This window comes from Lacibacter sediminis (genome assembly GCF_014168535.1).
Classification (GTDB): Bacteria; Bacteroidota; Bacteroidia; order Chitinophagales; family Chitinophagaceae; genus Lacibacter; species Lacibacter sediminis.
Genome location: NZ_CP060007.1, coordinates 3,383,880 through 3,407,417 on the forward strand (window position 1 = coordinate 3,383,880; position 23,538 = coordinate 3,407,417).

Annotated in this window: 20 protein-coding genes; 9 read left to right on the forward strand and 11 right to left on the reverse strand. The window is 40.5% G+C overall.

The window, feature by feature from the left end; genetic code table 11:
• Positions 1–4 precede the first annotated feature (4 nt).
• Genes H4075_RS14385 through H4075_RS14395 form a run of 3 tightly spaced genes read left to right on the forward strand, consistent with a single transcriptional unit; the run spans position 5 to position 2,017 of the window.
• Positions 5–538, forward strand: a complete 534-nt coding sequence (locus H4075_RS14385; RefSeq protein WP_255460200.1) for an RNA polymerase sigma factor — start codon at positions 5–7, stop codon at positions 536–538.
• A gap of 12 nt (positions 539–550) precedes the next feature.
• Positions 551–1,567 (forward strand): hypothetical protein, encoded by a 1,017-nt coding sequence (locus tag H4075_RS14390; RefSeq protein WP_182801528.1) that lies wholly within the window; start codon positions 551–553, stop codon positions 1,565–1,567.
• A gap of 18 nt (positions 1,568–1,585) precedes the next feature.
• Positions 1,586–2,017 carry a thioesterase family protein gene (locus H4075_RS14395; RefSeq protein WP_182801529.1) on the forward strand — a complete coding sequence of 144 codons (432 nt, stop codon included), beginning with the start codon at positions 1,586–1,588 and terminating at the stop codon, positions 2,015–2,017.
• Between the two features lie 37 nt (positions 2,018–2,054).
• Here the strand turns inward: H4075_RS14395 and H4075_RS14400 are convergent, their stop codons facing one another.
• The 4 genes from H4075_RS14400 to H4075_RS14415 all read right to left on the reverse strand — a co-directional run bounded on the left by H4075_RS14400 (position 2,055) and on the right by H4075_RS14415 (position 5,947).
• Positions 2,055–2,882 carry a tetratricopeptide repeat protein gene (locus H4075_RS14400; RefSeq protein ID WP_182801530.1) on the reverse strand — a complete coding sequence of 276 codons (828 nt, stop codon included), beginning with the start codon at positions 2,880–2,882 and terminating at the stop codon, positions 2,055–2,057.
• A 48-nt stretch (positions 2,883–2,930) separates the two neighbouring features.
• Complete coding sequence (locus tag H4075_RS14405; RefSeq protein WP_182801531.1) at positions 2,931–3,662, reverse strand: shikimate dehydrogenase family protein; 732 nt, start codon at positions 3,660–3,662, stop codon at positions 2,931–2,933.
• Positions 3,662–4,432 (reverse strand): phosphosulfolactate synthase, encoded by a 771-nt coding sequence (locus H4075_RS14410; RefSeq protein WP_182801532.1) that lies wholly within the window; start codon positions 4,430–4,432, stop codon positions 3,662–3,664. The genes H4075_RS14405 and H4075_RS14410 overlap by 1 nt, the downstream gene beginning before the upstream one ends.
• 93 nt (positions 4,433–4,525) lie before the next feature.
• A complete protein-coding gene (locus tag H4075_RS14415) occupies positions 4,526–5,947 on the reverse strand; it encodes a tetratricopeptide repeat protein (protein ID WP_182801533.1) in 1,422 nt (473 codons plus the stop codon).
• A 153-nt stretch (positions 5,948–6,100) separates the two neighbouring features.
• On the opposite strand from H4075_RS14415, the gene H4075_RS14420 reads away from it, so the two are divergent.
• Positions 6,101–6,451: a hypothetical protein gene (locus H4075_RS14420; protein ID WP_182801534.1), complete on the forward strand. Its 351-nt coding sequence runs from the start codon at positions 6,101–6,103 to the stop codon at positions 6,449–6,451.
• Positions 6,452–6,491: 40 nt separating this feature from the next.
• On the opposite strand, the gene H4075_RS14425 is transcribed toward H4075_RS14420, so the two are convergent.
• Positions 6,492–7,157 carry a hypothetical protein gene (locus H4075_RS14425; RefSeq protein ID WP_182801535.1) on the reverse strand — a complete coding sequence of 222 codons (666 nt, stop codon included), beginning with the start codon at positions 7,155–7,157 and terminating at the stop codon, positions 6,492–6,494.
• A 113-nt stretch (positions 7,158–7,270) separates the two neighbouring features.
• Positions 7,271–9,121, reverse strand: a complete 1,851-nt coding sequence (yidC, locus tag H4075_RS14430) for a membrane protein insertase YidC (RefSeq protein ID WP_182801536.1) — start codon at positions 9,119–9,121, stop codon at positions 7,271–7,273.
• A gap of 272 nt (positions 9,122–9,393) precedes the next feature.
• On the opposite strand from yidC, the gene H4075_RS14435 reads away from it, so the two are divergent.
• Positions 9,394–10,590 (forward strand): DUF4407 domain-containing protein, encoded by a 1,197-nt coding sequence (locus tag H4075_RS14435; RefSeq protein ID WP_182801537.1) that lies wholly within the window; start codon positions 9,394–9,396, stop codon positions 10,588–10,590.
• A 156-nt stretch (positions 10,591–10,746) separates the two neighbouring features.
• Here H4075_RS14435 and H4075_RS14440 read toward each other — a convergent pair whose 3' ends face one another.
• The 3 genes from H4075_RS14440 to purL all read right to left on the reverse strand — a co-directional run bounded on the left by H4075_RS14440 (position 10,747) and on the right by purL (position 15,683).
• Positions 10,747–12,396, reverse strand: a complete 1,650-nt coding sequence (locus H4075_RS14440; protein WP_182801538.1) for a CTP synthase — start codon at positions 12,394–12,396, stop codon at positions 10,747–10,749.
• A gap of 145 nt (positions 12,397–12,541) precedes the next feature.
• Positions 12,542–13,336 (reverse strand): pyrroline-5-carboxylate reductase, encoded by a 795-nt coding sequence (gene proC, locus H4075_RS14445; RefSeq protein WP_182801539.1) that lies wholly within the window; start codon positions 13,334–13,336, stop codon positions 12,542–12,544.
• Positions 13,337–13,448: 112 nt separating this feature from the next.
• The gene (gene purL / locus H4075_RS14450) at positions 13,449–15,683 is read right to left on the reverse strand and encodes a phosphoribosylformylglycinamidine synthase subunit PurL (RefSeq protein ID WP_182801540.1); all 2,235 of its coding nucleotides are present in this window, start codon (positions 15,681–15,683) and stop codon (positions 13,449–13,451) included.
• 85 nt (positions 15,684–15,768) lie between these two features.
• Between purL and H4075_RS14455 the strand changes: the two genes are divergently transcribed.
• The 4 genes from H4075_RS14455 to H4075_RS14470 all read left to right on the forward strand — a co-directional run bounded on the left by H4075_RS14455 (position 15,769) and on the right by H4075_RS14470 (position 21,465).
• Complete coding sequence (locus H4075_RS14455) at positions 15,769–17,019, forward strand: hypothetical protein (protein WP_182801541.1); 1,251 nt, start codon at positions 15,769–15,771, stop codon at positions 17,017–17,019.
• A 146-nt stretch (positions 17,020–17,165) separates the two neighbouring features.
• Positions 17,166–18,179, forward strand: a complete 1,014-nt coding sequence (locus H4075_RS14460) for a glutamine synthetase beta-grasp domain-containing protein (protein WP_182801542.1) — start codon at positions 17,166–17,168, stop codon at positions 18,177–18,179.
• Between the two features lie 157 nt (positions 18,180–18,336).
• Positions 18,337–20,526, forward strand: coding sequence for a glutamine synthetase III family protein (locus tag H4075_RS14465; RefSeq protein WP_182801543.1), 2,190 nt, complete (start codon positions 18,337–18,339; stop codon positions 20,524–20,526).
• Between the two features lie 114 nt (positions 20,527–20,640).
• Complete coding sequence (locus H4075_RS14470) at positions 20,641–21,465, forward strand: hypothetical protein (RefSeq protein WP_182801544.1); 825 nt, start codon at positions 20,641–20,643, stop codon at positions 21,463–21,465.
• Positions 21,466–21,530: 65 nt separating this feature from the next.
• On the opposite strand, the gene accC is transcribed toward H4075_RS14470, so the two are convergent.
• Together accC and accB are read right to left on the reverse strand one after the other, a co-directional pair.
• The gene (accC, locus tag H4075_RS14475; RefSeq protein ID WP_182801545.1) at positions 21,531–22,868 is read right to left on the reverse strand and encodes an acetyl-CoA carboxylase biotin carboxylase subunit; all 1,338 of its coding nucleotides are present in this window, start codon (positions 22,866–22,868) and stop codon (positions 21,531–21,533) included.
• Positions 22,869–22,976: 108 nt separating this feature from the next.
• Positions 22,977–23,465 carry an acetyl-CoA carboxylase biotin carboxyl carrier protein gene (gene accB, locus H4075_RS14480; RefSeq protein ID WP_182801546.1) on the reverse strand — a complete coding sequence of 163 codons (489 nt, stop codon included), beginning with the start codon at positions 23,463–23,465 and terminating at the stop codon, positions 22,977–22,979.
• Between the last annotated feature and the right edge of the window lie 73 nt (positions 23,466–23,538).

Sequence of the window (23,538 nt, forward strand, 5' to 3'; positions counted from 1 at the left end):
CAAGATGCAAAGCAACCAAATGATTCCTGATACCGACTTAATTAGTGGATGCATTTCCGGCGACCGTCGTATGCAGAAAGCGATGTACGACAAATATGCCGGTAAAATGTATGCCGTTTGCCTCCGCTACATGGGCAATGCCGATGACGCACAGGACATTTTACAGGAAGGATTTGTCAAGATCTTTAAAAACCTGGAACGTTTCAGAGGCGAAGGATCATTTGAAGGATGGGTACGACGCATTTTTGTAAATACCGCTATTGAACAGATCCGTAAAAAGAAAACAGACTTATCATTAACAGAGAAAGAAGAAAGTATTGAATACAAATCTGTTTCAGCGATTGAAAACATCAATGAAAAGGATTTGCTTAGGATCATTAAAGACTTATCACCAGGTTACAGAAGTGTATTCAACCTTTATGTAGTGGAAGGATATAGTCATAAAGAAATTGGCGAATTACTGGGCATCAGCGAAGGCACCAGCAAATCGCAGCTTGCAAGAGCAAGAATGATCTTACAGGAAAAAATAAAACGCTGAGCTGAATAAATCATGAACGACTCCACTCTTCAACAATTACTTCTGCAAACAGAAGTTGCCCCGCCGGAAATGGTTTGGGAGAAGATTGCTGTTGATCTTGATGAACTGGAAGCAGATAAACCATTGCAGCAACAGGTAATTCAGCTGGAAGAAGAAGCCCCTGCATTTATTTGGGAACAATTACAACCTGCATTAGACGATCTGTCAATTCAAAAAAAAATAAACTCAGTTGAAGAAATTGTTCCTGCATCTGCATGGGAGCAAATTGAACAGCAGTTGAACATTGAACAGAACGACGCATACATTGCCGCAACGTTGCAATCAACTGAAGTAACACCACCTGCAACTGCATGGAGCTTCATTGAACAATCATTGGAAGAAAGCGGGGCGAAAGTAATTTCCATCAACAGAAATTCTACCAAACGTTTTTATCGTATAGCAGCAGCCGCAGCTGTTGTTGGTATTCTTGCATGGGGTGGTTACCGTTTGCTGAATAATAATTCAACTACATCAACAACACCAATAAGTATTGCAGCAAATCCAGTTGAAGAGAAGCCTGCCACAACTCCTGCAACAAATTCACCCGATACGAATGTAACAGGTACTGAAGAGCCCGCAGTTGCAACAACTAGTCGCACGCAGATCAAAGAACGCATCAAGCAAAAATTAGCTTCACCTGATGCATTGGCTTATGTTGAAACTCCTGATCACAGTTTGGAAAATAATGTTGCCTACCAGGGTATTCATCATAAGCAACCCGAGAAAACGAAAGAAACAAATGGCTTTTCTGAAAGTCAATACTTCATGGTGCTGAACGATAATGGCGAGTTGGTTCGTGTGTCAAAAAAGATCAGCAACCTGAAATGTGCCGGCACAACAACTGTTGATGCGGCTACCGCACTTCAATCGAAAGATTGTAATGAACAGATCAAACTATGGCGTGAAAAAATGGCGATGGCTGCCGTGCTCTCTGCTTCTGCCGGTGATATTGATCTGAATGCATTGATCAACAGTACCGATCAACAATAAACACTTATCAACTTCTTCATGTCACGTATCAAACTCACTTTACCGGAACAGTTTACGTTTACCGCAACTATTCCTGTTCGCATTACCGATCTCAACTATGGCAACCATGTTGGTAATGATGCGGTGCTTTCTATCATACACGAAGCAAGAATGCAGTTCCTCTCCCATCATGGCTTTGCTGAATTGGATTGTGCCGGTGTAGGTTTAATTATGAGTGATGTGGGCATTGAATTTAAAAAAGAAATCTTCTACGGCGATGTTTTATCGGTGAACATTGCTGCGGTAAACTTTACGTCAGTTGGGTTCGACCTCTATTATCAAATTCTGAACAGAGAGAAAGCAGTTACAGCGTTGGCAAAAACCGGGATGGTTTGTTACGATTACGGAAAGAAAAAGATTGCAGCGGTTCCGACTGTGGTGAAAGAGAAGTTGGCGAGTGGTGAGAAGTAAGTGGTAAATAGGCAATAGACAATTGGCAAAAAAACACTTACTTCATCAACTTAATTTCATTCAAAAGTAAAGCAGCGTAGTTGCTATTGAGTTGTACTAACTCATTATATTTCTGTACAGCATCCTGCTTTTTATTTTGCTTTACCTGACAAAGTCCCATATAATAAACAGTGGTTTCAAAACCTGCTTTCAATGTATTGGCTTTGGTAAGATGAACCATTGCTTCATCGAACCTGTTCAATGAAAAAAGTGAGAAGCCTAATTCGGAATAAGAAAGATAATTCTGTTCTTCAAAGCTGGTTGCTTTCTGTAAATATGGAACAGCGTCGCTGAATTTTCCGAGATCGTTATAACACCAGCCAATGCGGTAATGTATCTTCTTTTCAGTGCTGTCTAATGACAGTGCTTTCAGGAAATCGGCCAATGCAGCAGCGGTATTCTTCTTTGCATCTTTATACAAATCACCTCTTGCGATATACACTTTTTCATAATTGGCGTTGAGCTTGATCACCTGGTTGAAATCAACCAATGCTTCTTCTACCCTGCCCAATTTATATTTCGCAAATCCTGCTTCGTAGAGCGAACGAAAACCTGTTGGTTCTAATTTCACGGCCTGCTGAAGAATGGGTAAAGCAATATTGTATTGTCCCAGCTCATTGTAACACCAGCCTAACTCATAATGAGCAGCTGCTAGCGTTGGCTTTTGTTCAATTGCTTTTTTGAAAAGAGGAATAGCTTCTGTGCATTTACCATCACGGCGAAGCTGACGACCAGCCTGGTAATTTTCTTCGGCTTTATCTGCCTGTGCAGAAGCTGCCATGAAGCCAAGTAAACTAATGATGAGTATAAAGAGTTTCCTGCACATTGGTTCTGTATTCAATCACAATAATAACGGAAGCTGTTGAAAGATCATTCAACTGTTCCAGATCTTCCAGCTTTCTTCGGCCTGAATCACCAGCATATCTCCTCCATTCTTGATTGCTGCACCATGCTCTTCGGCTAATTGCAGAAAAGCTGTTTTTGCAGGGTTGTAAACAAGATCGTAACAGAGATGATGATTGGTGAAGTATTGATAAGGTAATGATGGTTTATCATATACATTCGGTTGCATACCCAAGGGTGTAGTGTTGATAACTACCTGGTATTGTTGCATAACTGTTTCGTCGATGTCTTCATAACGAAGCATATCATCAGCCTTTCTGCGGGAAACATATTTGTAGCCGATGCCGATTTGCTTGAGCACCCATACCACGGCTTTTGCAGCACCACCTGTGCCGAGCACCAACGCCTGCTTATGATGTGGTTTTACAAATGGTTCAAATGATTGACGGAAACCAAGCACATCTGTATTGTAGCCGGTGAGTTGTCCATCTTTGATCTTGATACAATTGCATGCACCAATCTCCTTCACAGCTTCTGACTGATGGTGAAGAAATGGCAATACTTCTTCCTTGTAAGGAATGGTGACATTGATACCTTCAAGTCCTTCTAGACTTGCAAGTAGTTGCGGGAACTGATCAATGGAAGAGATAGGATACAATTCATAATTGCAATTGTTGATACCCTCTTCTGAAAATTTTTCTGTGAAATATTTTTTTGAAAACGAATGACTCAACGGGTATCCTATCAAACCAAATTGACGCATTATGCTTTCTGTTTATCGAGGAACATATGGAAGGTGTCGCCACGTAAACCCAAACGCATGGTCTCAAGCGGAATTACTTCTGACGGAGCAATATTCCCAAGGTTCACATTATGACCAACCAATTCAATAAAGTAAAGTTGTTGTGCTTTTTGCGGAGCTTCCCATATGATCTTTTCTTCAGGGATCTGTGTAAGAATTTCCTGCACCAGACCTTCACGCACTTCACCACTGCCACGATAAATACCCACATTACCGGCTTCACGGGCTTCAGCAATTACATAAGTAGAACCGGCTTCCAGTTCAGCACGCATCAATTCGATCCATTTATAAGGGGGAATGATGTGCGCTGCATCTTTACTGCCCACTTCGCTCAACACCGTTCCGTGTTTCGTTAATTTTTCAATGTAACCGCACTTTTCTGCATGTGGAATTTCAATGGAACCATCACTTACTTCCATGTATGTAACGCCATATTCTTTACAAACGCTGATGTAATCTTCAAACTGGTTACGGATGAGGAATGCCTCAAACAAAGTGCCGCCGAAATAAACGGGAATGTCGTAAGAAGCATATACATCAAGCTTAGCCCGAAGATTAGGTGTAACGAACGAAGTTCCAAAGCCCAGCTTCACAATGTCCACATGTGGCTCAGCAATGCTCATAAAGTTCTTAGCTTCTTCAACACTCAGCCCCTTATCCATTACCATTGTAATGCCATGATTGCGGGGTTTCTTATTACGCTCAGGAATCTGTGTAAGGTTAAAATTCATCGACATACTTTTTTTGATCGTCGGCAAAAATAGGGAAGCAACGGCAACCTGCAATTACAGATTTACTGACAGTGGTCAAGCCAATGATTGACTTTAAATAAAGCGTGAGCGTTTGTAACGGGCAATAATATCCACAACCTGTGGATGTTGCATCAGTTTAGGCTGCAGTTCAATGAGTTTTTTAATGAGTTTGGGCGCTTTTGCCATGGCATATTCAAGCTGTGTCATGGCTTGCTTGGTTTTACCTAAGGCAAAAAAGATTGCTGCCCTGTAAAAAATAAATACCGGCTTGCTTCCCGTTGCTTCGTATGCAGCAAGGGCATATTCATCCGCATTATCCAGCAAATCGGCTTTGAGCATACATTCAAGAATGGCACTCCAGCCTTTTACATTTTTGGGTCTTGATTTGATGACATTGGCATAATGCTCAATAGCCGTTTTGTATTCACCTATTTCCACAAGTGCCATGCCCATTGCCAGGTTGTATTCCGGTTGAGTACGATGGATACGCAATGCCTGTTGCAATTGCTTGATGCCGCTTTCGTATTGAGATTCGTTGATGTAGGTACAGGCGATCTTATAATAAAGTTTGCTGTCCTCAGGATTCATGTGTGAAGCCTTACGGTAGTGAAACCTTGCCTGCGCATACTGTCCCATCCTGTCGTAACAATAGCCAATTGCTTCATGGATCACTTCTTCCGGCCTGCTGAGTTCAAGTACCTTTTCCAGCATTTCAATGGCATCTTTATACTTACGCAGACGGATATACGCATCACCAATGTTGCGGTAAGCATAATCGAACTTCTCATCAATGGCAATACAGTACATGTATGCATCAATCGACTTCTCATATAGTTTCAATCCCTGGTAAGCGGCGCCAAGGTTGAACCAGGCCAGCTCACTGTAAGGATTATCATTAATGATACTGAGGTGAAGTTTGATGGACTCTTCGTTGCGGCCTGTGAAATCGGTCCAGAAGCAGATCTTATAAAGGGCTTCTTCGTTGGTAGGTTCTTCTTCCAAAATTAACTTAAGGCAATCGAACACTTTTTCAAATTCCTCGTAGTCATCATACACATCGGCCAGCTCAAACAATAGTTCCAATCGTTCCTCTCCGTTAAATAACAGCAACCCCTCTTCAAGCAATTCCACAGCTTTCTCCTGTTGATCCAAAGCCAGATAAGCATCGGTGCGGAGAATAAAAAGGTTGATGTCATTATGGTCGAGGAGTTCTGCCTGATCGAGCGTTTCAAGAGCAGCCTTGTATTGGCGTGTAGCCAGGAGTAAATCGGCCTTCTTTACCAGCAAAACAGAAGAATAAGGATAGATCTCAATACCAAGTTCAGCCGCCTGCAATGCCTGCGGATAGTCCTCCTTATCGTCAAAATAGTCTACGAGTTTTTCAAAACTTTCTTCTTCTAGGAATGATTGCGAACGCCCGTTCTTCAGATTTTCAAAAAGACGCAGCAGTTCCCTGATTTCTTCTTTATCGTTTCTGGAGGGGTTTTGTTTCATGTAGTTGCGGGTGGGTTACTGTAATTTACCGTCTATTTCATAAAATTTCCTATAGCCATGTAACATTTAGTTATCAACACACGTTAATATAATTATAAAATAATGATAGACGGAGAGCGTATTCCAATTATTCATCGTTAAATTTGTAATCAAATGACTGCTAAAACAACATATCGCCAAAACTTTCTTCGGAACAGTTTACTGATTATGAGCTGTTTTGCTGTTTTTTATTCTGCTTCTTCTGCCACATTTTACAGTGGTGGCGGTAAGAAAAAGGATAACAAATCAACGCTTACCTCACTTAATCTGAAAAACAACCCACTGAGCCTTCAAAACGGATTCCGTTTCAAGAGTGGCTTTAATTTCTCAACCAGCAATAACAATAACCTTACCATGAGAGGTAACAGTATTACCTTTCAGAAAGGAAATAACCTGTATGTTTTGCCGGTGAAACAGAAAGTTGTCTTCAGCAAGTTTAAAGCTCCACAAAAGGAAATCAAATAAATTAAAAACCCCGATTCATCATCGGGGTTTTCTTTTATCATTAATTCTTCCGAATGTCTTTGATCTCTTTATAGGTCATTTCACGATAACCTGTTTTTGGGGTGTCGAACATTGCAGCAGGCACCGGATCAAAACTCACTTTATCTGCAATACAGGTTACTTTCATTTTCCCTAACTCAGATTCATATTCAAGCGGAAAGCCCGGCAGGTTTTTAAACTGTGCACCATAGTCTTTATTCTGAAACACCAGGTCAGTTGTGTAATAAACTCTGAACGTACTGCCATCTTTCAATTTGGCAATCGCCAGCTTACAGTTGTAACCAAGTATCTTTTTTGTTTCAGTCTGATATTCAAACTGGATGCCTGCATATTTACTGTTACGGTCTTCGTAATCATCCTTGGTCATACGAATGAGGATCTTCTGCTCACCATATTCATTCATCACTACTGCATTTCCTTGTCTGGAATCGTGCAGGGTAATTGTTTTACCCAGAATGCTCGATAACTCTGTACGTGTGTTGATGCCCTTAAAGTAGATCTTCTGCGTAGCACCATCTAACAGGTCTGCAGCTTTTGTTTCGTTATTCCCTGTATTCACTACAATATTGTAGGTTACAGTTCCCTCACCGTACACCTGCTGTGCACGCAAAGCAGCGAATGGAGCCATCAACAATAAGAATAAAGCCGTTCTAAGTAAATTCTTCATTTTTTGTGTTTGTTCGATACAGGTTAAAGATATAAAAATAGTATACCAAGTTGCACGTCTGGAAAACAAAAAACCCCGACGCTTCAGTCGGGGTTGTATAGCTTTTGTTAAGATTATTTTTTGCCGCCTTGTTTCTTCTGCATGTCCTGCACTTTCTGGTTGCTTTGCTGAACCTGCTCGAGACGTTCCTGCCATTTTGATTTCGTTACAGGCTTCTTCTTATTCTCCTGCAATTTGGCGTGTATTTTCTCTTCATTGATAATAAACTTCTGGATCACAAACTGCAAGCCCAATGTTACAATGTTTGATACAGTATAGTACCATGTTAACGCTGAAGGAAGACTGTTAAAGATGAATAACAACATAATCGGGAAGAAATAGATCATGTACTTCATCACCGGGTTATCCTGTGTTGGTGTCATCTGCATATTGTATACAGAGATCAATAAACTGGTGATGGTTGCTGTAATGGTAAACAAGCTCACATGATCACCATAGAACGGAATGTTGAATGGTAATGTAGCAATTGTATCATAAGACGAAAGATCTTTCGCCCAAAGGAAGCTTTCGCCACGCAAACCGATGTTTGCATTAAAGAAACTGTATAAGGCAAAGAAGATAGGGATCTGCAACAAAGCAGGAATACATCCACCCAATGGATTTACACCCGCCTGGCGGAACAATTTCATTTGTTCCATGCTCATTGCCTGTTGATCGCTGCCGTGTTTCTTTTTCAGCTCATCAATTTCAGGACGTAACACTTTCATTTTTGCACCACTCAAATAACTTGAATAAGTAAGCGGAGAAATGATCAAACGAATGAAGAAAGTGAGCAAGAGAATTACAATACCCATGCTGCCGATATTCCGATCAAAGAAATCGAACACAGGCATCACTACAAAACGGTTGATGTATTTTACAAACGCAAAGATGCCATAACCAAGCTGCACATGACTTTCGAGTTTGTTGCCGATTGCTTTGAGTGTATGAAAATCGTTCGGACCATAATACAACTGCATCGGAATTGTACCTTGCGACGCACCTGCAAGATTAAAACGCAACACTGATTTTACATCCATCACCTTTTGCAGTGAATCATCTTTCTCTTCAGGCACTGCCCATGTTGATTCTCCATAGGCAAATGTTGAGCCTGCAAGGATCGTAGTATTGAAGAACTGTTGTTTTACACCAACCCATTTTGTCTTATCCCCAAACTTTTTGGTATCACCTGTTCCTGCTGCTTCAAAATCATAATCTCCTTCTTCCATATAACCGAGATTACTTTGCCCTTTCTCATACTTCAGGTCTTTCTCCTGTTGTTTGGCAGTAATATCCCAGTTGAGATTAAGAATGCCTTGCGTCAATAATTTATCAGCACCTTTTAACTGCACATTCCAATCAATGAGGTAGCTGTTATTCTTGATTGTATAAATATGCTCGATTGATTTTCCTGCTGAATCAGCAATACGAAAAGTGATGGTTTGTCCATCAGTTGTTTTTGTAATGCCTGCATTGATAAAATTCAGTTGAGAAGTGAGGGCTGCTTTATTATTTGCGGTATTAACCGAATAGATCAATTGGTGAGCATCACCGCCCAACACTACCTGCTTACCATCGTAACGTTTGTAATTCTTTAATTCAACTGATTTAGGATAACCACCTTTATTGGTAAAGCTCACCTTCATCAATTCATTTTCAACAACCGTTAATTCTTCGGCCAGTGCAGGTTGAAACTCTCCTGCTGCCTGAGCAGTTATTGTTGAATCCTGTACAGCAGCCTGTTGTCTAACTACAGCTGTGTCAACCAACTTCTTTTTTGCAGCTTCCACTTTCGCTAAAGAATCGGCTGTTTTTTGTTTTTCGGCTTCCAGGGCACCTTGCTGGCGTTGGGTAAAAAAGATATAACCAAACAACAGCACCATCATCGCAGCAAAGCCAATAATCGTATTCCGGTCAAAATTCATCTGAGTATTTATTTTGGAGCGGCAAAGGTAGGTATTTGAGGCGAAGGACGAGGGAAGAAGTGTGAAGGCACGAGGTTCAAGAACCAAGGCACAAGCCTCAAACCACAGCCACTCTGTTTCTTTTTTGAATCTTGTGCCTTGAACCTTGTGCCTTGGATTTTGTGTTCTTTACCATTTCTTTTACAATAACTACTTTCACTACTCGTTTCTATCTTGCTTTAACCACGTTGCTGTTCCCGCTTTAACCAACCAAACTTTAAAATCATTTAATTATGAGTCAACAGGCTACGCCCATGTACGCCGGAGAAGCGTATGTGCCCACCCAAACCGATGAACTGCTTTGGTGGTTAGCTACCGCAGAAAAAGAACTGATCAAAGATTGTGTGGTTGACCGCAACCGCTACCGCATTGTTGGTATGAGTGTACTCGCCACCTGGATCTTCGCCACACTGGCCTGGACCTATTTCTTCTCAACGGTTATCGACAATGTGTTTCTGTATGTTGGCAGCGGTGTGTTCATGGGGTTTGTCATCCTTAGTATCGACCGGGCATTGATCAAAGGCATCAATCAATTCAACAAACGAAAGATCACTCCTCTCCTTTTCCGTGGATTGCTGGCACTAACCATTGGTACCTTTATGGCACAACCTGCTATTCTTTACATGTTTGATAAAGAAATAAAAATGCAGGTATCGCTTGATAATGAAAAACGAAAACTCACCAAGCGAACAGAACTTGATCTGTTATACAAGAACCGTAAAGATGAATTGCTGCAAGAAAAAACAGCTTTGCAGAAAGATCTTGCTGCGAAGTATGCAGAGGTAAACACAGCACGTGAAAAATTTATTGCTGAAACCGATGGCAGCGGTGGTAGTGGCAAAGTGGGCATACAGGATATAGCCATTGCCAAACGAAATGAATACCAGAAACTGGATGGAGAATATAAAGCATTGCAAACACAGCAGCAGCAACGCATTGGAGCCATTGATGAAGAACTGAACGGCATGGAAACCACCATCAAAAAACAGGAATCAGAATTTTTGAATTATCTCAACACCGGTTTCTTAACCCGTATTGAAGCAATGAACAACCTGCTGAAAGAAAATGATGCATTACAGTTTCGTTATTATCTTATTCTCATCATCCTGATGTTGATCGAGCTGATGCCGGTGATCGCTAAAACATTATTACCAGTGGGCGTGTACGATGAAAAAGTAAAACAACGTGAAGCACTGGAAAAACAAATGGCCGAAGAAAGTGTGGATTATGAACGTGAAATGAAACGGCTGTACAATAAACTATCGATGCAACAGGATACGGAAACAATGGAAGAGTTTTTCCGTATGCAGAAAGATGAACAGAAAACCAAGCTCAATCATTTTGGTAAAGACTGGAAACGAAATGATGAAAATGTGCAGGGGTTCTGGGAAAAAATTAAACAGCAGATGATTGGAAGGCCGGAGAATTAATTGTGATTTTTGATCGCAGATTTACGATTTCAGATTTTTGGTTTAGTTCATACTCAGATTATAAATAAAAAGGTGAAGATCAAAAGCTCTTCACCTTTTTTATGTTCAATTTCGATTGAGAATATATCTGAAATCGTAAATCTAAATTCTGCAATCTTAAATCATCTCACTTTCCAGCAACGGATTTTTGATCGACTGTTGCTTCTCTGAATATTCTTTTGCTGCTTTAATAAAGTGTACGAACAAAGGCGCCGGACTTTCAACTGTGCTTTTTAATTCTGGATGATATTGTACACCAATAAAGAACGGATGTTTAGGGTGTTCTATGATCTCCACTAATCCTGTCTCCGGATTTTTACCACTCGGGATCATACCCGACTGCTCAAATGCATCCAGGTATTTATTGTTGAATTCGTAACGATGACGGTGACGTTCGTTGATATGCAGACTTCCGTAAATCTTTTCAGCCAATGAACCTTCTTTGATATCGCATGGATAAGAGCCCAAACGCATTGTACCACCTTTACTGGTGATCTTCTTCTGCTCTTCCATCATATCAATAACCGGATCCGGCGTATCCGGATTCATTTCAAATGAATGCGCATCTTTTAATCCTAATACATTTCTTGCGTATTCAACACAAGCCATTTGCATACCTAAACAGATGCCGAAGAAGGGCAATCCGTTTTCACGTGCATATTTAATGGCAGTGATCTTTCCCTCAATGCCACGGTTACCAAAACCCGGAGCAACCAGCAAGCCATCAAGGCCCGATAACTTCTCAGCAACATTCTGATCAGTAATAAATTCGCTGTGTACATTCACCACATTCACTTTGCATTCATTCATGGCACCTGCATGAATAAAGCTTTCGAGAATTGATTTGTATGCATCCTGCAGTTCAATATATTTTCCAATCAAGCCAATATTTACCTGGCTTTTTGGATATTTTAATTTATCAAGGAATTTTTTCCAGTTTTCTAAATCGGGCTCAGGGAAAATAGTTACGCCGAGCTTACGCAGGCAGATCACATCTAACTTTTCCTTCAACATAAAGAGCGGCACTTCATAAATAGTAGAAGCATCGCTTGCTTCAATTACCGCTTCCGGTTTTACATTACAGAACAAAGCGATCTTACGACGAATTTCAGTACTCAATGGTCGCTCGGTACGACAAACGATAATATCCGGATGTACACCTTCCTGGCTCAGCATACGAACACTGTGCTGGGTAGGTTTTGTTTTTAATTCTTTTGCAGCTTTTAAATAAGGGATAAGTGTTAAGTGAATCACCAGGCAATCTTCTTCAGGCAATTCCCATTGAATCTGACGAACAGCTTCTACAAATGGTAATGATTCAATATCGCCCACCGTTCCACCAATTTCAGTGATCACAATATCATACTTCGAATCCTTACCCAACAATAACATACGGCGTTTGATCTCATCAGTAATGTGCGGAACTACCTGTACGGTTTTGCCGAGATAAGCGCCTTCACGTTCTTTATTAATGACTGTTTGATAAATACGTCCGGTTGTAACGTTATTCGCCTGTGTTGTGTGGATATTCAAATAACGCTCGTAGTGACCAAGATCAAGATCCGTTTCTGCACCATCTTCTGTTACAAAACATTCACCGTGTTCGTAAGGGTTAAGTGTGCCGGGATCTACGTTGATGTAAGGGTCGAATTTCTGGATGGTTACTTTAAAACCACGGGACTGTAACAATTTGGCCAACGATGCGGCAATAATTCCTTTACCCAATGATGATGTAACGCCACCGGTTACAAAAATGAACTTGGCCATAAAAATAATTTACGTGTTTAGAGACCTGCCGTAATGTAAAATGGAATAAATAAATAGTGGAGGTCATGCAAACCTACGATGATTTTTTTGATTGAAAAAATCGGCCGGCTGCGTGTGGAAAATAAGAGAGAAGAAAGATTTGGAATTATTTACCAATACTCTCGTAACTCGTTTTTATACCTTTTATGAGTGACGAGCTGAAGCCACTGTGTTCCATTTCATTAAGTCCGGCAATGGTGCAGCCACGTGGTGTGGTTACTTTATCGATCTCTGCTTCAGGATGCGATCCTTTTTGTATCAACAGTTCAGCAGCACCATTCACCGTTTGCGCCGCAATGAGGGTAGCTGTTTTTGCATCAAAACCAATTTCAATACCACCTTGTATACTTGCACGGATATAACGCAACGCATATGCAATTCCACAGGCTCCAAGTACTGTTGCGGCATCCATCAATTTTTCATCGATCAATGCAACACGACCAAGTTGTGAAAAAAGATCATGCACATAATCAAGTTGCTCCTGCACAGTATTAATTGAGCTGATGCAGGTCATACTTTCCTGGATAGAAATAGCTGTGTTGGGCATTGCACGGATAACAGGCATATTTGTTCCTACCCACTCCTGCATATCTTTTATACCAACACCGGTAATTACACTCACCAATACATGTCTTGTATGATTAAGTTCTTCCTTCATATCAAGCAATACATCTTTTATCTGGAAAGGTTTTACTGCCAATACAACGAGATCAGCATAACGGGCAGCTTCTTTATTATCACTTGATACCAGCACGCCTTTACTTTCAATTTCGTTAAGTGTTTTAATATTCCGCTTGGTGATAATAATATGGCTGGGCAAACAAAATCCGCTTTTGATCAATCCTTCTGCAATGGCAACGCCAAGGTTTCCTCCACCAATAATGGCAATCTTTTTATTCATAACTCAATTTTTTGCTAATAAAATGCCGCAGCGATTTTCACTGCGGCATGCTTTCGTTACAATGCTAAAATTAAGATTTATTATTTCAACGTAACAATTTTCATTTAACAGATCACAATGCAGTTAACGCATGTTCGCTTTCATGACCGGCGAGTAAGTTTTCAATTGCTGTATCATACTTTTCTTTCCAGCTTAACACTGTACCCCACTCCATGCCATCAACTTCAACACTTCCGTTGGTAACAACACCAAGCTCAGCATAAGGATGATTACCCAATGCTTTTTTGAATGCTGCCACTTGTTCTTCTTTCACCGTAACAACTACACGGCTTTGCCCTTCACCAAACCAATACGCATCTTTACGGATGTTACTGTCGTTGGCAACCACATCAAACCCGAGATTATTGTTGAATGATGCTTCTAATAACGTTGTAAACAAACCACCCTCACTCACATCATGCGCAGATGCAATTAACTTTTGTTTGATGAGAGAAGCAATTGTTTGCTGCAATACAAATTCTTCTTCCAGATCAAAATGTGGTGCCGGGCTATACTCAACCTTATGCAGTTTGTGCAAATATTCACTCGAGCCAAGATCTGCAGTTGATTTTCCTATTAAAAAGATCACATCACCTTCAGCCTTGAAATCAAGCGTCATTTTATCATTGATGTTTTCAAGCAATCCCACCATGCCAATTGTTGGTGTTGGGTAAACTGCTCCATCCGGACTTTGATTATAGAAACTTACGTTACCACCGGTAACAGGTGTATCAAACTTTTTACAAGCTTCACCCATACCTTTAATCGCATGCACAAATTGATAATACACTTGGGGATCGTAAGGATTACCAAAATTGAGACAGTTGGTGATACCTAATGGCAAACCGCCGCTGCAAACAATATTACGTGCAGCTTCACTCACAGCAATCATTGCTCCTTTATAAGGATCAGCAAATACATATTTACTGTTACAATCAGTTGTTACAGCTAAACCTTTGGTTGTTCCCTTTACATGAACTACGGCTGCATCGGTTGGCGCATTTGTGCTGGAGTTACCAGTACCCACCATGCTATCGTATTGATGATATACTGTACGCTTACTTGCAATGTTTGGAATTTGAATGATCTGCTCAGCAACTGATTTCAAATCATCAGGCACTTCAATGCTGTTTGCATCAAAAGCTTTTATCTTACTGAAATAGGCAGGCTCAGCATATTCTCTTGTGTATTGTGGTGCACCTCCGCCCAATACTAATTCATAGGCAGGTAATTCTGCTTCCAGCTCACCATGCATATAAAATTTCAGCATACCATCTGTTGTTACTTCTCCAATTTCAGAACAAGGCAAATCCCATTTCTCAAATACATCTAACACTGCTTGCTCCTTTCCTTTCTCTACCACCATTAACATACGTTCCTGGCTTTCGCTCAGCAATAGTTCCCATGTTTTCATGTTTTGCTGGCGTGTTGGAACTTTATCCAGGTCAATGCGCATCCCCACTTCACCCTTTGCACTCATCTCTGCAGTAGAACAAATAATACCTGCTGCACCCATATCCTGCATACCTACCACAGCACCTGTTTGAATTACTTCCAGACAAGCTTCTAATAATTTCTTTTCCTGGAATGGATCACCAACTTGTACTGCTGGCAATTCTTCTGCGCTCTCCGCCGTGATATCAGCACTGGCAAAACTTGCACCGCCAATACCATCTTTACCTGTTGCACTGCCTACAAAGAAAACGGGGTTGCCTTCGCCAAGTGCTGTTGCAGAAACAGTTTCACCTGCTTTTACGATACCCACACTCATAGCGTTCACCAGAGGGTTTGTATGATAACAATCTTCAAAATAAATTTCACCGCCAACGGTTGGCACACCAAAACAGTTACCATAATGACCAATGCCATGCACGATACCGCCTAATAAATGTTGTGTTTTAGCTTCCTTCAGATTACCGAAGCGAAGTGAATTGAGGGCAGCAATTGGTCGTGCACCCATGGTGAAAATATCACGGTGGATACCGCCTACACCCGTTGCAGCACCTTGAAATGGTTCAATGGCCGATGGGTGATTATGACTTTCAATTTTAAATACAACACCAAGGTTATCGCCAATATCCATCAGCCCTGCGTTCTCTTCTCCTGCTTTAACTAACATACGTCCGCCTTCACGGGGTAATGTTTTCAGCCATTTGATCGAGTTCTTGTAACTGCAATGCTCACTCCACATACCACTGAAGGCGCAGAGTTCATTGAAGTTGGGCGTGCGGCCGAGTTTCTGTTTAATTAATTCGAATTCTTCTTCGGTCAATCGAAGCTGCTGTGCGGTTTTTGCTGTTATTTCCATGATGTGTAAGAAAGCGCAAAAGTACAAATGCAGGGGCAACAGTTTGACTGTATGAAAAGAAATATTTTAATTTGCTGCTAATCACATGACATATTTACTGTTTGCTGTATACCTCGTTCTGTTCAGCTGGCTAATTACCAGGGTGAAATTTATTCAACAATCGGGGTTACCTAATTACTGGCTTATTGGATTATTTATGCTGAAAGTTGCGGCAGGAGTTGCCTATGGTTGGTTTTATACCACGATTCCAAACTATGAACAGTCAGCCGATAGCTGGAAATTCTTTTTTGACGCCAAAAGCGATACCCAACTTCTTTACAATGATCCTTTGCGTTATTTCACCAGTATTTATGACAATCCTTACGACAGAGACTATCGTCACCTTTTCTCCAGTGTAAATTCTTATTGGAACGATCTGAAACATACTTATATGGTTAAGATCGTTTCGCTTTTCAATGTATTCAGTGGATCAAGATATTATGTGAATGTGATCTTTTATTCATTCATTACCTTCTTTGGTCCCATTGCATTTATACGTGTAATGAATGACGTGTTCCCCGATCGGAAACTACTGATCACCTGCGGTACATTCCTTTTTCCCTCTTTTTTATTCTGGTCATCGGGAATTCATAAAGATGGACTCATCTTCACCTATATATCATTAATTGTATTTGTTGTTTACTTCGGCTTGAAGAAAAACAAATTGAGCATCAAAGATTTTTTGCTCGTTGGTTTACTGTTGATGTTGATCTTCCCGGTACGTAATCATGTTGTACTGGCTTGTATACCCGGTTTATTTGCCTGGTGGATAGCAGAAAAATTTTTCAAACGAAAATGGATCGCTTTTGTGGGAGTAACTGTTCTCGGTACTGTGGCCTTCTTTTCTGCAAAATATGTTCATCCAAAACTTGATCTGCCAATATCCATTGTTCTGCGCAACAAAGATTTTATTAAGCTCGGGGGAAATTCATTTTTACCTCAGCGAAAACTTGAACCAACATTCACGGGCTTTGTTCAGAATGCACCGCAGGCATTGAACCACACATTGGTTCGTCCCTATGTTACAGAATTTTTATCGCCGCTTTATCTTGCCAGCGCATTGGAAATATTACTTATCTGGATACTAGTGTCTGTATGGTTTTTTCGCTACACCGATAATCCTTATAAACATTCTGTTGTGCAGTTTCTCTTTCTTGTATCAATGGTGTTGTTATTACTCACAGGGTATATTGTTCCGCAGCTAGGCGCTATTGTTCGTTATCGTGCCATCTTCTTTCCATTTATACTTGTTCCAATCATTGCAACAATCTCCTGGAAACAAAACAAATTACAATAAAATACATGTGACGTTTTTCCACACTAACAAACGTTTCAATGGGGGATTTCTTGAAATTTTTTTAGATTAAAAACAATTTCAATCGTAAATTAGCAGCGCAAATAACAATATTCATTGTTTTTCTAAACTTATCAAAGCGGTAACACATGTCATTGTCAAAACTTGAGTACATCTGGCTCGATGGTTACAAACCAACGCAAAGCCTTCGCAGCAAAACAAAAATTGAAAAAGACTTCAGTGGTAAATTGGAAGATTGTCCAATGTGGAGTTTCGATGGTTCTTCTACTGAACAGGCCTTGGGCGGTTCATCTGATTGCTTGTTAAAACCTGTATATATTATTCCTGATCCACAGCGTAAAAATGGCTTCCTCGTTATGTGTGAAGTATTGAATGCTGATGGTACTGCACACGTATCAAATGGTCGTGCTTTAATTGAAGATGATGATAATGATTTCTGGTTTGGTTTCGAACAGGAATATTTCCTTTGGAATCCTGAAACAAACAAACCTCTTGGTTTCCCTGAAGGTGGCTACCCGGCTCCTCAAGGTCCTTACTACTGTTCAGTAGGTGCAAACAATGCATATGGCCGTAACATCATTGAAGAGCATTTAGACGTTTGCTTAGAAGCAGGCTTAAATGTGGAAGGTATCAATGCTGAAGTAGCAGCAGGTCAGTGGGAATTCCAGATCTTCGCAAAAGGTGCAAAAGAAGCCGGTGATCAGATCTGGCTCGGTCGTTATCTCCTCGAAAGGATTGGTGAAACATATGGTGTTTCTATCAACTGGCATTGTAAACCTCTTGGAGAATTAGATTGGAACGGTAGCGGTATGCATGCTAACTTCTCTAATACATTGTTACGTACAGCAGGCAGCAAAGAGATCTTCGATAAAGTTTGTGAAGCTTTCCGCCCTGTAGTTAAAGAACATATTGAAGTATACGGTGCAGATAACCATCTGCGTTTAACAGGTAAGCATGAAACTGCAAGCATTCACGATTTCAGCTATGGTGTTTCTGACCGTGGTGCTTCTATCCGTATTCCTGTTGTAGTTCCTAAGTGGGGCTGGAAAGGTTATCTCGAAGATCGCCGTCCAAACTCTGCAGCAGATCCTTACAAAGTAGCAGCACGTATTATCAAAACAGTGAAATCTGTAAAAGCATAATTACTGAATAGAACTTTCAAAAATCCCCCTTGTAAAAAAGGGGGATTTTTTTTCTCCATTACTTCCCGTTAAAAATCTGAAATTCGCAACGCAAACTGATTGTATTATTTTCAACTGATTGATGCCATTGTGCTGATCAAATTATTAAATACACTTTATGTCATTACGTTTACAGGCCATTAAAAATTTACAGAACCAGCAATCACTTGATATTGGTTCACCTGCAAAGATCACAGCAATTTTTTGTCAGAATGTTTTTACACTTAAAACTGCCCGTGAGTATCTGAGTGATGAAGCATACAAAAGTCTTTCATCATCAATCAAAGGAAATAAAAAGATCGATCGTACCAATGCCAACCAGATCGCTGCAGGTATCCGTCAATGGGCCGAAAGCAAAGGCGTTACACACTACACACACTGGTTTCAGCCATTAACCGGATCAACTGCGGAAAAACATGATTCGTTCTTTACATTAAAAGGCGATGGTACTGCAATTGAAGAGTTTGATGGCGGTGCACTCATCCAACAGGAACCTGACGCATCATCATTCCCAAGTGGCGGTATTCGTGCAACATTTGAAGCACGTGGTTACACTGCCTGGGACCCCTCCTCTCCTGCCTTTATTATGGAGATCGGCAATGGTAAAACATTGTGTATACCTACACTCTTTGTTTCTTACACAGGTGAGTTACTTGATTATAAAGGGCCTGTATTAAAAGCATTGGAAGCAGTTAGCAAAGCAGCAGTTGATGTTTGCTATTACTTCGATAAGAATATTACGAAGGTTACACCAACACTTGGTTGGGAACAGGAATATTTTGTGGTTGATGAAGGATTGTATAATGCACGACCTGATCTGTTGTTGAGCGGACGTACCGTGTTTGGTCATCAATCTGCAAAAGGTCAGCAATTGGAAGATCATTACTTTGGTTCTATTCCTGAAAGAGTGTATGCGTTCATGCGTGATTTTGAAAATGAATCGTACAAACTTGGTATTCCTTTACGCACACGTCATAATGAGGTCGCACCTGCACAATTTGAGTGTGCTCCCATTTTTGAAGAAGTTGCAGTTGCCATTGATCATAATTCTTTATTGATGGATGTAATGGATCGTGTTGCACGCCGTCATAAATTAAGAGTGTTGCTGCATGAGAAACCATTTGCCGGTATTAACGGAAGTGGTAAACACAACAACTGGAGTTTAAGTACTGATACAGGTGTAAACTTATTGGCACCAGGTAAAACGCCTAAGACCAATTTGATGTTCCTCACGTTCTTTATCAATGTTGTTCGTGCAGTTGATCAGTACGCTGATATATTGCGTGCTTCTATTGCAGGTGCAGGTAACGATCATCGTTTGGGTGCAAACGAAGCACCTCCTGCTATCATTTCTGTGTTCGTTGGTAAATATTTAACTGAAGTATTAGACGCAGTTGAAAAACGTGTGACCACCAAGTTTGATGAACAGGATGAAGCTATTCTTAAACTCGATCTGCATAAAAGTATTCCTGAGCTTATGCTGGATAATACAGATCGTAACCGTACTTCACCATTTGCCTTTACCGGTAATAAGTTTGAGTTCCGTGCTGTTGGTTCAAGTGCGAACTGTTCAAATGCCATGACGGTATTGAATGCAATTATGGCGCAAACATTAACTGAGTTCAAAGAAGAAGTTGATGGGCTGATTGAAAAAGGTGAGAAAAAAGAAATTGCCATCATGCATGTTTTGCAACGCTATGTAAGCGAAAGCAAGAAAGTATTGTTTGAAGGTGATGGTTATAGTGAAGCATGGGCCAAAGAAGCAGAGAAGCGTGGATTACCCAATGTAAAAACAACACCATACGCATTGGATGCGATGGTAACAAAAAAAGCAAAAGCACTATTTGAAAATACTGGTGTGTATACACATGCTGAACTTGAAGCACGTCATGAAATTGAATTGGAGAAATACATTAAGCAGGTACAGATCGAAGGACGTGTAATGGGTGAGCTTTGTACAAGCCATGTATTACCGGCTGCTGTTAAATACCAGAATGTATTGATCACAAACATTAAAGGGTTAAAGGATATTGGTATCAACAAAGAATCTTACGCCAACCAATTACAGATACTTGAAAAAATATCATTGCACATCAACAAGTGCAGCGACCTGGTGGAACAAATGATTGAAGCACGTAAAAAAGCAAACGTGATTGAAGACAGCAGGGCAAAAGCTATTGCTTATTGTGATGATGTGAAAGGCAAGTTCTTTGATGAGATACGTTACCATGTAGATAAACTTGAACTGCTGGTTGATGATGCCAGTTGGTATTTGCCGAAGTACAGAGAGCTGTTGTTCTTGCGTTAAGCTACTTACTATGCCAATTATACAAAGACCTGCAGATTGTTGCGGGTCTTTTTTATTTCATCATATTGGGTTGTTAAATTAAAGATGAGAATACACCAATAAAAAATCAAAAACTTGGAAGTACAAAAGCTTACATTTAATTTAGAGCTACCTGTAATTAGTCTTACTATTTATCTAATAATAATGAACATATTCCAACTCATTGCAAGATCAATTATTAAAAGATCATTTCATTTATCTGTTTGGACAATTGAACAATTTCATGACATTGCTTTGTATGAACAGAAGGCAAAGAAATTACAAGAACTCCCAGAGGGAACACTTGGAAAAGATATTGCAAATTGCCTGGAGAAAAATGGCCTACGATTAGTCCCAAACTATGAGAGCCATGATTTAAAACATGTATTGCTGGATTTTAAAATGACCCCCGTTGATGAAATCAGAATGCAGGCATTTATGCTTGGTAACAGAAACTATTCCATTCCCAGTTTTGCGATTTTTGCTTTTGGAGCATTATTTCTTCCTGACTTATGGAAAACATTCTATAAAGATTTTTTAAATGGACGAAATGCAAAACCAATCGGTACATGGACGATTGAAGAGTTTGCACACTGTCAGACAACTACTCTTAGAGACATTGTTTTTAACTATTCCCCATCACATCAAAATATTTATGACTTGAGATCATTGATAAGATTTGGTGCTTATACAGCTATTGCCTTTGGAACATTGGGAATGCTTTTTTGCTTGCCTTTTCTATTCTCTGCTTCTATTCCTGATTTAATTGGTGCAGGCTTTCCTTTTTTAGGTGGTGCAATAATTGCAAGTGCAGGTCTTATTGCATTATCAAATTTGGCGAAACAAACTAAAGTCAGAAACGAAAATTTGAAAACCTCGCCCTTATTTCTCGCCGACCAACAACGACACCAAGAGGCATGAGTAACGGCACATCAACCAATTCAACCCCAAATAAAAAGTCCCCCGTTTCTGCGGGGGACTTTTCTTTATTTCATTTTGAAACTTTCCAAAAACTTCGTTGTGAAATTTCCTTTCCGGAAATTCTCATCGAGCATTAACTGTTGATGGAATGGAATGGTCGTCTTCACTCCTTCAATCACATACTCACTTAATGCACGACTCATGGTATTGATGGCTTCCTCACGTGTACGTGCAACTGCAATAATTTTTGCGATCATGGAATCGTAATAAGGAGGGATCACATAACCGGCATACACATGCGAATCGATACGTATGCCATGTCCACCGGGCTGGTGCAATGTGGTGATCTTACCTGGTGATGGTCGAAAATCGTTGTACGGATCTTCAGCATTGATGCGGCACTCGATGGCATGCATCTGCGGTTCATAGTTTTCCCCGCTGATCTTTTCGCCCTGTGCGATCAATATCTGTTCTTTGATGAGATCGAAGTTTGTTACTTCTTCTGTTACGCAATGTTCTACCTGGATACGTGTGTTCATTTCCATGAAATAGAAATTGCGGTGTTTATCAACCAGGAACTCGATCGTACCTACACTTTCATAACCAATTGCAGCTGCTGCTTTACAAGCAGCTTCTCCCATTGCTTTACGTAATTCAGGTGTCATGAAAGGTGATGGAGATTCCTCCACCAGTTTCTGATGGCGACGTTGAATAGAACAGTCACGCTCACTTAAATGACAAACAGTTCCGTAACGATCGCCTGCAACCTGTATCTCAATATGACGTGGCTCTTCTACAAATTTTTCCATGTAGATACCATCGTTCTTGAAAGAAGCACCAGCTTCCTGCTTTGCGGTATCGTAGTTACGTTCCAATTCTTCCTCGTTCCACACAACACGCATTCCTTTACCACCACCGCCTGCAGTTGCTTTTAAAATAACAGGATAACCAACCTCTTTTGCAATTTCTTTGGCTTGCTCAGCACTTTCCAATAATCCACCACCACCGGGTACAACAGGTACACCTGCTTTGATCATGGTTTCTTTTGCTGTGATCTTATCGCCCATTGAACGAATTTGATCAGGTGTGGGACCAATAAACTTGATTCCGTTTTGTCCGCATATCTCAGCAAACTTTGCATTCTCTGCTAAAAAACCATAACCGGGATGAATAGCATCTGCGTTGGTGATCTCTGCTGCAGCAATAATATTTGGTACGTTGAGGTAAGATTCTGCACCTGCAGGTTTACCAATACAAACCGCTTCATCAGCAAACTTCACGTGCAGGCTTTCACGATCGGCCGTTGAATAAACAGCAACCGTTTTAATGCCCATTTCACGACAGGTGCGGATGATACGCAATGCAATCTCACCACGATTGGCAATTAATATCTTTTTAAACATAAGTTTAATTTGAAAATTTTAGAATTAGCTAATTTGAAAATGATGTACAACAAGAAAATCGAAAATGAGTTTTACATTTTCAAATTTTCAAATTGATTAATTATCAAATTAACTAGGATCTACCAGGAACAAAGGCTGATCGTATTCAACAGGCGATTGATCTTCAACCAGTACTTTCACGATCTTACCCTTCACTTCACTTTCAATTTCATTGAAAAGTTTCATTGCTTCAATGATACATACCACTTTACCCGGCGTTACTTCCGATCCTACTTCTACAAATAAAGGTTTATCGGGTGAAGGCTTGCGGTAGAACGTACCGATCATCGGGCTTTTAATCGTGATATACTTGCTGGTATCATCAGCTTTTGTTGCTGGCGGAGGAGCAGCAGAAGCAGCGGCAGGTAACGCAGCTGGCGCAGGAGCCGGAGCAAACTGCTGTGGAGCCTGCTGAAACTGACCTGAGATGAGTGTTTGCTGAATGATCTCTTCTTTTTGTTTTATCGTAACCTTAAAGTCTTTTTCTTCGATGGTGAGTTCACTGAGGTTGGATTTGTTGACCAGTTTAATCAATTCCTGAATTTGCTTAAAATCCATGATCGTGAGGTTTAAAATGTTAAGTAATAACGGGCGGCTAAGATAAGGGAATCAATTCCAGAAATGAGCAAAT